At 51.1% G+C, this 12,574-nt stretch carries 6 protein-coding genes and 1 pseudogene; 1 reads left to right on the top strand and 6 read right to left on the bottom strand.

Translation table 11 applies throughout. The annotated features are described in order from the left end of the window. The 5 genes from ACYU87_RS25695 to ACYU87_RS25675 all read right to left on the bottom strand — a co-directional run. Positions 1 to 1,371: Ig-like domain-containing protein (locus ACYU87_RS25695; protein WP_461136865.1), on the bottom strand; the 1,371-nt coding region annotated here is incomplete at its 3' end. Positions 1,372 to 1,395: 24 nt separating this feature from the next. Then, positions 1,396 to 6,486, bottom strand: coding sequence for a beta strand repeat-containing protein (locus ACYU87_RS25690; RefSeq protein WP_461136864.1), 5,091 nt, complete (start codon positions 6,484 to 6,486; stop codon positions 1,396 to 1,398). Between the two features lie 33 nt (positions 6,487 to 6,519). Beyond that, entirely contained in the window at positions 6,520 to 7,905 is a 1,386-nt protein-coding gene (locus tag ACYU87_RS25685; protein ID WP_461136863.1) for a hypothetical protein, read from the bottom strand. Positions 7,906 to 8,160: 255 nt separating this feature from the next. After that, positions 8,161 to 9,150, bottom strand: a complete 990-nt coding sequence (locus ACYU87_RS25680; protein WP_461136862.1) for a hypothetical protein — start codon at positions 9,148 to 9,150, stop codon at positions 8,161 to 8,163. Positions 9,151 to 9,295: 145 nt separating this feature from the next. Beyond that, positions 9,296 to 10,009, bottom strand: a complete 714-nt coding sequence (locus tag ACYU87_RS25675) for a hypothetical protein (protein ID WP_461136861.1) — start codon at positions 10,007 to 10,009, stop codon at positions 9,296 to 9,298. Positions 10,010 to 12,229: 2,220 nt separating this feature from the next. Between ACYU87_RS25675 and ACYU87_RS25670 the strand changes: the two genes are divergently transcribed. Continuing rightward, positions 12,230 to 12,349: a hypothetical protein gene (locus ACYU87_RS25670; RefSeq protein ID WP_461136860.1), complete on the top strand. Its 120-nt coding sequence runs from the start codon at positions 12,230 to 12,232 to the stop codon at positions 12,347 to 12,349. Between the two features lie 117 nt (positions 12,350 to 12,466). On the opposite strand, the pseudogene ACYU87_RS25665 reads toward ACYU87_RS25670, so the two are convergent. Further along, positions 12,467 to 12,574: pseudogene (locus ACYU87_RS25665) on the bottom strand (IS110 family transposase); the annotation flags it as partial.

The following is a 12,574-nucleotide window of genomic DNA, read 5'->3' as shown; positions in this document are numbered from 1 at the left end:
CACTGTGGGTGAGGTCGAGGTCTGCGTGCCCGAGGGACTGTTGATGGCCACCGTTGGAGCCGAAACAGCCGTCACCGTGAGGGGAACACTCGTGGTGCCACCCGGTCCTGTGGTCGTCACCGTCACATTAGTCGGACCCGTGGGCACGGTGATCGAGCAACTGAACGCACCGCTCGCGCTGGCCGTCGTCGAACACAAGGTCACGTTACCCGGTCCCGTGATGGCAACCACCGAACCCGGTGTGGCCGTGCCCGCAATGGGCTGGGTCACCGGACCCGGAACCGGTGGGCGCACTGTCAAGGTAGGCGCACCCGCAGCCGTGAAGCTGGTGGTCGTGCTGGCCGTGCCCCCTGGATTGGTCGCCGTCGCCGTCAAGGTCACCGGACCGGCGGTTACACTCACCACGCAGGAGAAACTGCCCCCCGCCGTGGCAGTAGTCGAACACAGCGTCGCATTACCTGGTCCCGTGATGGCAACCACCGAACCCGGCGTAGCCGTGCCGCTCACCGTGGGTGAGGTCGAGGTCTGAACGCCCGAGGGACCGTTGATCGCTACCGTTGGAGGTGCCAAGGCGGTGAAACTCGTCGTTGTTGAGGCCGTACCGCTCAGGTTAGCGGCTGTCACCGTCAGAGTGGACGGCCCCGTCGGTACGTTGACTACGCAGGAAAAACTGCCCCCAGCCGTGGCCGTCGTTGAACACAAGGTCGCATTACCTGGGCCTGTAATGCTCACCACCGAACCCGGCGTAGCCGTGCCACTTACTGTAGGCGAAATAGACGTTTGAATCCCGGAAGGACCTGTAACTGCTAGTGTGGGGGGGGTGCCACAAAGCCCCCCAGGACTCACGTAGTTGCTACCATATACGTCATCACCGAAACTGGTGGCGTCGCCTACATAATTTTTAAAGTCACCTCCGCCCATGCCAGGGGCACTCGACGACGGGTCCGAGCTATTCTCAAATAGCCGGATGCTTGGTGAACACCCCCCCGCTACACTGAACGTGAAGAACAGAATTTCCTGTCCAGCGGCAAGCGTGGCGTACGCCCCTGCGGTAGCAATCCCATGGAAATCATGAGCGGGATCAGCTGAAGGCGCATAGATTCTTGACCCATCGCTCCAGGCCCCGCCATTAACAGAATTGACAGTAATCGCATTATCTGCTGTACTCGAGGGTACAACAATCGAAATTTGACTACCGGCTCCTATTCCAAATCTTGCGTTTGTGAACGTAGGACGCCCATATACCTCATACAAATCAGTCGAGGTATTGTACTTGAGGGTAACATCAATGTTCTGCGCGACGGCTTTGTGGCCAGTCCAACCCGCTATCACCAGCAAGAACACCAGCAAGTCTATAAGTCTTATTTTCATAATTGCACTTGTTTGGTCCGTGGATTAAGGAAGTTGTTGGAGCATCAAATCGTAGTTATACACACCAGCGCTGTTGAGAGGATAAGCGATGACATTACCTAGAATGACGGCCCCATCGTTGCCGGAGCCGACATACAGCGCCCGTCCATCCATGTTAACATCCCCATTCAGATACCCATAGGCATTGGTGAAGTTGAACGCACCCGAACCCCCTGGATAGTTGACAATATTATTCAGTATAACAGGCAGGCCGGAGCCAGATCCGCTGTACTTCACTTTATTGTTACCAACCGTGTTGCCCGCCCATAGGGCACGAACAGTCTGACTACTGGCCGTTACTGTACTCCGCTCAATTCCATCGTAGCCACTCGCATTCCAAATCTGAGCATCGGTCATAGTGATAAAATCAACGGTGGTCGCTGCGCCAGTACCAGCGTACGATACCAACTGCTGTGTCATGGTACCCAGGTGGTTGCGATGCCGAATGGCTACGTAATAGTTATCTGCTGTAGCTCCGCTGAATGCCAAGCCTGGCTGACCATCCGAATCGATTACCGTTCCATCGCGCAACAACAGGCCCGAGCGAGTGTAGCTCACAGCTGCCGGATTGGTTTTATTGCGCAACTCGATAAATACCCAGTCCACAATGGCTTTGTCACCGGTTACAGCGGTCAAAGACGCAGCTATTGACTGGTTCTCCGCATTGTTGACCTGCGGGAACAAACCGCTATAGGCTGCCGTTCGATAGGGATCGCTCAGAGGTAGGTAACCGCCTGCACGAAGGTTATCCCGCATAAGCGGTTTGCCCGTCGTACTTAGACTACCGCCATTACTAACAAGCGCCCCCTGGAGATACGCGTTGACAAAGAGACGGCCACATCCGGCTACACTGATTGTCAGGGTAACGGCATAAGGGTTCGAGACGCAGGTGCCTTGCAGATAGCTGAAATTCGAATAGCTTCCTACTCCTACCGTCAGTGTCGCTTTACCACTATTATCGCTGGTAACCACGGCGGTAGATGACACGCCATTTTTGGCATAAGTCAGCGTCGTTGACACATTGGAAGCTAGCCCCGTGATTTCAATACGACCATCCGTTGCCGAACAACTTGTCGGATTGAAAGTAGCCACATTACCCTGCGTAAGCGGAGTGGGCGTAGGGTCCGTTAACGTAACGGGTCCAATATACGGAGCAGATGTACAGCTTCCCTGCGAGTAGGTGAAGTCCGAGTATGTACCCGCTAACAGGGAAGGAATCGTGGCTTTTCCACTTGCGTCAGCTGAGACTATCGTCGACTGAACAACTCCGTTACGCTTATACGTAACCGTTGTCGATATGTTGCCAGCCAGCCCTGTGATCTCGATGCGACCGTTCGTCTGGCCGCATTGGGTCGGATTGATTCCCAGCACATTGCTACTGCTTAGTGCCGTTGGCGCTGGATTAGTCAGATATAACGGACCAGCATAGACCGTCGATGTACAGGTTCCCTGCGCGTAGCTCATAGCGGTGTAGGTACCCGAGAACAGGCCTGTGATGGTGGCTTTTCCAGTAGCATCACTCGTGACGGCGACCACTAGCGGAGATCCGTTGTATACGTAATTGATGTTCAGCGACTGATTGCTACCCAAACCAGTTAGTTCAATTCTACCTGTGTTAGCTCCGCAAACGGCTGGATTAAAGCCTGATACCTGCGAAGAAGACAGTTCTGGCTGTTGCATGTTTATCGTGCCTGTGTAAGCAGCCGATGTACAGGCCCCCAGCGTATAGGTTATATCTGTGTAGTTCGCCTGTGAAAGACTACCAATTACGACTTTACCCGTGGCATCGGTGATGCCATTAACCGGCGACTGAGCCACACCATCTTTCTTGTAATTGATCGTTATAGACTGGTTGGACGACAGACCTGTGATTTCGATACGCCCGTTGGTACCACCGCAGAAAGTAGGAGCCTTGCCGCTTACATTAGCAGCAGTCAAAGGCGTCACCCCTGGATCAGCAATTGTGACCGATCCGCTGAATGGTGCGGATGTACAGGCACCTACCGAGTAGGTGATCTGCGTATAGACACCAGCACCCTGTCCTGACAGCGTTGCCTGTCCAGCGCTACTGGTTGTCACACTGGCCGTCATCGGACTACCACCTTTCTGGTATGAAATAGTGAGAGCCGTATTTGCAGGTAATCCCGACAGGGTAATGGTCCCGTTCGCGGCCCCACAGGAGGTAGGACTCGTGCTGGATATATTACTCCCCGAGAGAGCTGTCAAACCAGGGTCAGCAATCGTAACCGGACCGGCAAATGGCGCCGTCGTACAACTTCCCGTTTGTACCGTGAAGGCCGTATACGACCCGGCAGATAGAGACGATATGGTGGCTTTCCCACTTGCATCGGTCGACAGCGTAACAGTTACCGGGCTACCATTACGACTGTAGCTAACAACCAGACCTCCCGTATTGGCGGACAAGCCCGTGATCTCGATCCGGCCCGTACTGGTTCCGCAAGAGGTAGTATTATAAGCCGTTATCTGGTTAGCCGCCAAGGCCGCTGGAACCGGATCTGTTAGGGTAACCGTTGCCGCGTAAGGAGCCGAAACGCAGCTACCAACATTGGCAGTGATTCCCGTGTATGTGCCCGCTCCTAAGCCGTTCAAAACGACATTGCCCGATGCATCGGCTACCAGCGTAGCGGTGGTGACCGAGCCTCCATTTTTGCTGTAGCTGATTGTGTGCGTAGCTGAAGGAACCAGACCGCTCAGGGTTATCGCCCCTGTGTTCGTGGAACAGGTCGATGGATTGACTGGTGAAACACCACCAATCGTTGGTTGAGCATTTACGATGACGTTCGCCACAGATGATGTAACTGTGCCACAACCCGACCCAGCGGAGCTAACCAGCACACGGTAATACGTTGTTGCTGCCGTTGCCGTAGGTACGTTATAGCTGGTCAGCGTAGCGCTGTTGATCGGTGTAAACGTACCGGTTGGCGAACTAGCACTCTGCCACTGATAGGTCAAGGTACCGGTGCCCCCGCTGGCCGTTACAGACAGTGAAGCGGGACTACCCGCGCAAACCGTTTGGGTTGCGGTAGGTTGTACCGTAATCGATGGTGATCCTACCGTGCTTACCACAGCGGTGCTGGAGGTAACGGTTCCCGATTCAGTATTACTGACCAGCACACGGTAGTAGATAGTACCGGCGTTGGTAGTTGGTGCATTATATGTTGCTGACGTTGCACCAGTTATACTAGAAAAAGGACCGGTTGACGAAGAAGCACTCTGCCATTGGTAAACTAAGTTCCCTACAGCAGCACTAGCCGATACAGACAACGTAGCGATGCTACCAACACATGCTGTCTGACCACCGAGCGGCTGCGTGCTAATACTCGGAGTCGGATCGACCAGAGTCAATGTAGCGGGCCGTGTCGTGGTACCACCTAGTCCGGTCGCACTGACAGTCAAGGTAGTAGGACCCGTTGGCAAAGGCGTCGTTAGCATACAGGCAAACGTACCGCTGACGCTGGCCGTCGTTGTGCACAGAGTTGCATTACCAGGACCCGTGATGGCAATTTGAGAACCCGGCGTAGCCGTACCACTAATGGTTGGTGTCGTGCTGGCCACAGTGTTGTTGGGAGACACGGTTAAACTAGGCGGTGAAACGGCGGTGAAGCTGGTGGTTGTGCTGGCCGTACCCCCTGGGTTGGTCGCCGTCGCCGTCAGCGTCACCGGACCCGTCGTCACGTTGACCACACACGAATAGCTACCCCCCGCCGTAGCGGTGGTCGAACACAGCGTCGCGTTACCCGGACCCATGATGCTCACTACCGAACCCGGCGTAGCCGTGCCGCTCACCGTGGGTGAGGTCGAGGTCTGAACGCCCGAGGGACTGTTGATGGCCACCGTGGGGGGAGCGACCGCTGTCACCGTGAGGGGAACACTCGTGGTGCCGCCCGGTCCTGTGGTCGTCACCGTTACACTGGTGGGACCCGTGGGCACAGTGATCAGACAACTGAAGGTGCCACTGCTGCTGGCCGTGGTCGAACACAAGGTCACGTTGTTCGGTCCCGTGATAGTAACCAAGTTACCAGGCGTGGTCGTACCCGCGATTGGCTGGGTCACTGGACCAGGTACTGGTGGATTCACCGTTAATGTCGTTGGCGTAGCCGCCGTGAAATTACTGACAGCGCTTGTCACGCCATTGGTTGCCGTTACACTGGCTGGCCCCGCGGTAAAGGTTAGACTCGTACAGGACCAGTTGCCGCTGGCATTGGCGGTCGTAATACAAGGACCGCCTGTACTGCCAGGCCCGCCCGTTACGGTGACACTGCTACCGGGCGTGGTTGTGCCGCTCACCGGTGGATTCAGGCTGGCAACGGTTGCACCGGCAGCAGGGCTGGTAATGACGATAGGCGAATTACAAACGCGAATGCGTAGCGCCTGCGATACGTTCCGACAATTGGCGGCATTATTAACTACATCGTACAGCCGATTACCAGCAGCCAGGGCCGTTAGTGAGCCGGAGTAGTGAACCGACGTAATGGCGTAATCGCCTACAGCCACCGCGCTGAAGGAGGCTGTGTTACTGGTTTTTACGATCGTGTTGGTACTCTCATCGACTAACACGTAGGTGGTATTAACGCTGGATGGAACGTTGCTGGCTGTGAAAGTAACGCTCGCAGGTGCTGACTGAAAGTCGCAGGTACTGGTTGCATTACAAACTTTCAGCGCCAGGGGTGTTCCGTAGCTTAGACACTGATTCGACGAATAGACCTGTGAGATCAGATTACCAGCCGATGCGTTATTGAGGCCACCCGTATAGTGGGCCGCTACGGCATAATAAATACCCGCGGGTACCGCCGTAAAGACGGGAGCTGATGTATTGGCCTTGACAATAATACCCGAGGTCATATCGACCAGCAGGTAAGCCGTACTAAAACCAGACGAAGCCGCGCTGGCCGTAAGTGAAACCGTAGCTGGAGCCGTCGTGTAACTACATGAAGTGGGAACGGCAGGCAGCGTAGGAAACTGAGCCTGAACATGCCCCGGAAGGAGCAAACACAGGAACAGTAGGGCAACGAGGGTTGAGCCTGCCCGGATATGGGAAGTGAGATAACTCATCATAGTGGATGCGATGGAGGTTAAATCCGAACAGTCTTATTTAGATAAAGTGGCCGCTACAATGGGTGCACAGGCCGGACCCAGGTTCAGTACGGATGTAACGACGGGCGTGGGTGTTACGGCCGTCAGGTTGGGCGAACAGGTCGAGCTACCGACTGTGATGGTGGTAGGCCCAAACGCTGCCCCGCTGTACGTAATAGGAATATAGAACGTCTGTAACCCCGTGGCCGTAACATTGAGCACGTAGGGCGAGGTAGTTGCCGTCATACCCGAGCCCGAGATTGTAACTGGGAACGTACCGATACCCGAAACGTTAAGAACCAGTTTGAGGTTGCCCGTGCCGGGTGTGCCTGCCGTAATGCCTAGTATCTGAGCCGTCGAACAATCGAGGGAGCCGCTGCCCACGGGTAACGTAACACTCAGGGGTACCGTAACCGTGTTACACAGCGGAGGCGTACTACTGTCGCAGACTCTAATTGTAACTTCATCGGGACCGGAGTAGCCAGGCGTGGACGTATACGATAACACACCCGTGGTTGGATTTACGTTTACAATGCCATGCGCGGTAGTATTGGAGGTAACGCCCGTGATCGGATTGATGGCAACGTAGGTATACGGAGCCGTACCGCCCGTAGGGTTGATGATTGACGGTAGCGTAGCCGTGCTGCTGACGCCACCGGTTACGGTTACCGGGCTGGGGTTGGTGGTTATTGCCAGTTGAAGCGTATTGGTGCCAAACGTGTATGCCGTGTAGGTATCAGGGGTAACGCTGCTGACGGTAATGGTACCCGTGCCGCTAAGTGTACCGGTAGTGGTGGGTGTACCTGTACCGACCTTGACCCACTGCGTTCCATTCCAGCCGACCACGATCAGGTTGCTCGTATTGCCCGTAGGCACAACGGTGCTAAGATTGCTGGCGGCATTCCAGGTAAAGGTGAGATCAACGGCACTGCTACCGTTTACGTCCCAGTACTCGCTGGTACCCACGCGTGCCACACCTGTACCCATGGAGCTAGTGCTGAACGGTGCTCCGGAGGGTAGGGTAGCCGACGCTGGGTTAACGCCAAAATAGGCTGCTTGATAAACAGATGCTGCGGTGGCGGGGGGCGATATACCCATTGGCCGCAGTATAGTACCGTTACCAACCGGAAAGGTAAACGCGGTATTGCCCACTTTCTCGGCATAGCCATTGACGTGGCTGGCGTTGGAGGCACCCGCATAGCTTGACCCTGCCTGAAAACTAATGTTATTAGCGGGCGCGTTGCGGGGGGTGATCACGTAGCCTGCATTGAATGTCAGGGTATTATAAATACCCATGTCGCCCCCCGAACTGATTTGGACAGTCCCGTTTATCTGGCTTTGCGCCTGCGCCAGTAGCGCCAAGCATACGAGCAGGGGAATAAGGTAGAGTGTTCGTCTCATAAAAATTTACTGTGTTGAAAATGAAAATTTGTTGTCAGGTTAACACAATGAATAAGCGCCGAAAAAGAACGAGTGGTAGGCGGACGCTCACCTGTAAAGTCACGGTTCACCTGTTCACAGGCAAAGCCGTGATACTACTTCGAATAAATTTGAATAGATAGGACCCCGAGATATTGATTGATTACTATTAAGGTTTACCCTATAAGAAAGGCCAAGCGAACAATATCTCGGAGAAACTAAAATTGGACGATCAGCTTAGTTGATCGGAATTGCATAAATTTGATTTTCAGAAGCATTATTGGCGAATGACGTAGTATAAGTTGCACCAGCAGTTGTTAGGCTGTTTGGAGCCGCATATCCGAAGTAATAGTATTTTTTAGGCGCACTAGTACTGTTCCTAAGAAGAATACTTCCTGTTAGCATTGAAAACGTAGCATTATCGACTAGAATACCACTGGCTAATGAACTACCAATAATATCTGAACCAGAAATAGTCGTAGGGGAATCAGAAAAAGTACTACGTATCCATAACGAACTATTATCCGGCAAAGCTGGAGTAGTACCATTTAATAACATGTTAACAGTAACAACATACTTTGAGTTGGCCGGTAATGTGATACTCGCTCCAGTGTTAATCCATGTGGCGGCCGTCGTTAGGGTTGTACCCGCCCCTAATACACCAGTTATAACCGGCAACTGGGCAGCTTGAGCATTTTGTTTCGCAACTACGCCATTCGCATCAACCGTCAAAATAAGGTTGTTGGTTGCATTTGTTGGAATGTTGCGTAATCGAGCTGTACCTGAGACATCAAGAGACTGCGATGGGTCGGAAACACCAATACCAACATTACCGGTACCTTTTATCCGCATAAGTTCAGTTGAAGTAGTAGTGCTAGCTCCACTGAAGAAAACGTGATCATCTCCTGATTGTGCGGTTTGGTAACGTAGCATACTAGCATTCACACCAAACCCTAAGAACTGGTGATCGTTATTGTTTGCATCATACAAGACAACTTTTCTTGACGCTATCGAAGCAGGGAACTGCAAGGGTGCATTGGGCGTCGTCGTGCCAATGCCCACATTGCCATTTTGAAGGATGACGGTACGCACACCACTAGTGCCTTCTACATCCAACACGGCGTTTGTCGAGATTGTACCTGGATTGGCTCCAACTTTTACCTGCGCATAGGCAGTCGAGGTTAGTGATGCGATCAGCAGGGAATAAAATAAAGGTTTCAGTTTCATGACTATAGTTTCAAAAAATTGTGAATCAATGTGTGTACTTAATCGTACAGGCTGTTTTAAAGGCGTAAGCTATAGTGCCTCCGGTATCAGCATGGCGCGGACTAGCTTGACAAAAAATAAGGAACGGTGGGTATTCAGTCTATCTCTACCAAGTGGAATCCAGCTTAGGCGGAGGATCAATCGGAGTGGCTTCGATGAGCCGGTAGCCAGACGCGTTGTAACCCGGTTTTGGCTGTGGTTTAATAAAGTAGCCAAACAGGCTATGCGCTCCGGTGGCATTCAGTCCTGCCAGCCGTTCTGTATTCGTCAGCCGCGTTTTTGACTGTGTATCCTGGAGCGTATAGGTGGGTTGATTTGTTAGCTGCGCCCCTCGCAACAGGCGAAGCTGACTACCGAGGTCCATTTCCAGCTGTGTAGCCGATACCGCAAATACTCCCTGGTCAACCGTCAGGCTTTGTTTTACCCGTAATTCACCCTGTAAATCGACGCGTGTAGGATTCTTTAGGGCGAGGTTACTTAATGTACTGTGGTTGGAGACAATGTGCTGCGGATGCCGGCTTTTAAGCACCAGTACACCCTCCCCTACCACCTCGGCATGAACAAGTACTAAATCACCGTAAACTCCCAAACTATCTCCTCCATGTATACCGAGTGACTGACCAAACACCCCCAGGCCGCGCATCGGGCTAATTTGGCTGGTGGTGCAGGTTTGCCCCTCCTCCGGCTGCTCTTTCGGAGCTTGCCCATCTACGGGAATACTGATCGCCATCCACAAAGCGATCCAGCCCGGAGCCAGCCAGACTGGCCACAGCAAGTGACCGGTACGCAAGCGGAATTTATGTGGACAGAAGCGAAACATAAGGTTGTGCGTATCGGGTAAGTGGAAATCAAATCAGATATATTCGATGTGAACCAATGATAAAACTTAGCTAACGAACACGTATATACGTATACAAATAAAGCTGTTTCGTTTTACCTACGGGTAGACTTCGAGAGACTGGCCACCATAAACCCATACATAGCGATGGGTAAGCCAGCATTGGTGATGGCTGATGGTATTTACTTCTACTATCGACAGGGGATGAATTAAGCTGGAGTAGTTGTTTCTCATGCAGGTCTGTTTTGTGTGTCAGTTGATTCGGTACATGAACTTGTACTCTTTCCATTGAGCAAATAGCCTGACAAGTCAATGAAACTTATCGATTTATGATGTTAAAGTGGAGACTGATACTATCAACAGCGCATTTTTCTATAAAACACATCAAACTGCCAACAACAAGTGCATTCCGGGTAACCGAATCCTGTTTTACAATTGTGTAAATGACATGAATGGTATATTCTATTATCTCAATAGGTCGTTTGTATACCCCAACTAGTGATTAAATTAATTACTTGAAGCGCAATAACTTGCCGATTAAGTAATTAATGGCAAGAATAATGTACACTAATTAAACAAACTTCTTGCCAAATATGCTTGGTTAATTTCGACAGTCATCAAAGATGAAAAGCGTATCTGTATGCCTCGAGCAACTCAATCGTGTATAAGCTTCTACCACTCATAAATTGCGCAATCGCCTAATTGAGCAGCCTCTGAACTTGGTACAGGTGGAACATACCAAAAGGAGCTCGCTCATGATAAGGAATGAGTTAACGCATTGAACTAAATGGTTTACTAAGTAATCTTGTTAATCGGAACAGTGCGAGTGATTAATTTCATAGAGTCATGAAAGAGCAAAATAACACCAAATGGGCTTACTGTTGGAAGTGAGGACTTTAAGACTGAAACCTTACGTACGGTTGCCAATGACCATGACGTACTTCATGCATTTCAAGTTGCCTAAGCTCTGGGTATTAGCGAAACTTGCCATATCGCTAGTTAACAAGAATTGTCCGGGACAAGAAGGAAAGAAAAGGCAGATAGCCCGCTGGCCATCGAAAATGAGTGATTGAGATATCAATTGCGCTTTTCTATAATTTAGGAAAGTATATCTTCCATCTTGGTTAATAGTACTTTGCGTTATTAATTAACAAGGTTGATGTCAGCATATACGCTATTTATACTTCTTCCTGAATCATCAAAGTTCACCAGCCATTATGCTTTTATCGACCACCGCTAGTCATATGATACTGGGCGATTTCAATACCGTTCGGTTAATGACTGATGCTCATCAGCGATGTATAATTTATTGAATGCTGAAGTTACGCCTTGCGGATTGATCAGGTAAACTAGCCCATTTTGCACCTTCACGACCATCGTCACCAACTCTCTTATATACTTTTTGGCTTATCAAAAGTGTACTACATGTGCGATTTATGATGAATCGCAACACCGGTGCGTGGAGATGGTGAATCAATTAGTTGACCGGCTGCGCGAAGAATACAGGCTAGAAATGAGACTTAACTGAAAAAGTGCCGTAGTTTCCTATCTACGTTCTAGTTGTGCCCAATGGCATTGTTCATTTTGCCTGGGAAAGTGCCGTGTAGGCTCCCATTAAAGTAATATTGCCTAAATCACTGGCATAATTACCAGTTGTTTTCCCTAAGTAGCCTGTTTAGCCGACAACTGATTATTGTACTTAAGATGTGGAACAAAAACCGCTTCGTCACCTATTACTTTCAGTAGCAATAACGTAATCCTTTGACCTCTGCTGACAGTTGTTCCATGTGGATTTTGCACCATTAAACCCTAGTGCAGAAACGATTAATTGATCAGTGAAAGCGGAATCATCTCCAGATAAACTGTCACAAAGTATTTAGTTGATTGGATTTTGTAGTAACTGTCAACTGAACGAAGGGTAGTGGCCTAACTGCGTTGAATAGGGTATGGTATATGCCCTCCAATCCGGGGCAAATCATGGATGCAGTGGCCTAACTGCGTTGAATAGGGTATCTTTGTGAATGGTCTTAGAAACGGTCCGCCGTAGCGGCTGTTGCCTGCAAACATTGTGGCAAAACCCAACACGTCAAACCGCACCGGCGGACCGGCTATGGCACTACCCGTGCAGGCGTCCAACGCTACCGATGCTTTGATTGCGGCCCGACATTCGTTCAAACTTACACCCACAAGGCCCGTGACCCGTTGGTCAAAGAGCAGATTACGCAGATGGTACTCAACGGAGCAGACATACGTGATACTGCTGCTTCGGCAGTCCGATCGTGTTTTAGGCGTCAATCGCAATACCGTCAGCGCTCAGTTTAAAAAAAACGGGGCCGCCCGAGCGGTAGTGCAGTCATCAATGTAAACCCCTTATACGTCGATAGAGGCTTGAAAATGAGTCTCAAAGTTGACGAGATGTGCCGGGCCGATTTCTATGGTCTATGCAAGGGAAAGGGGATAAGAATTGTCATATTTTCCTCCACGACGAACTACGGCGCAAATTCGGTGAATAATCTTGTTCCGGATAGCATTTAAAACGGACATCTT

The sequence above is a fragment of the Spirosoma lituiforme genome, assembly GCF_054776635.1.
The sequence above is the reverse complement of the archived record's forward strand: the minus strand, read 5'-3'. Positions and strand labels throughout refer to the sequence as shown.

Bases quoted from the DNA above. Each gene is read 5' to 3' on its own strand.
- ACYU87_RS25685 (WP_461136863.1), bottom strand. From the start codon at position 7,905: ATGAGACGAACACTCTACCTTATTCCCCTGCTCGTATGCTTGGCGCTA.
- ACYU87_RS25680 (WP_461136862.1), bottom strand. From the start codon at position 9,150: ATGAAACTGAAACCTTTATTTTATTCCCTGCTGATCGCATCACTAACC.
- ACYU87_RS25675 (WP_461136861.1), bottom strand. From the start codon at position 10,009: ATGTTTCGCTTCTGTCCACATAAATTCCGCTTGCGTACCGGTCACTTG.
- ACYU87_RS25690 (WP_461136864.1), bottom strand. From the start codon at position 6,486: ATGATGAGTTATCTCACTTCCCATATCCGGGCAGGCTCAACCCTCGTT.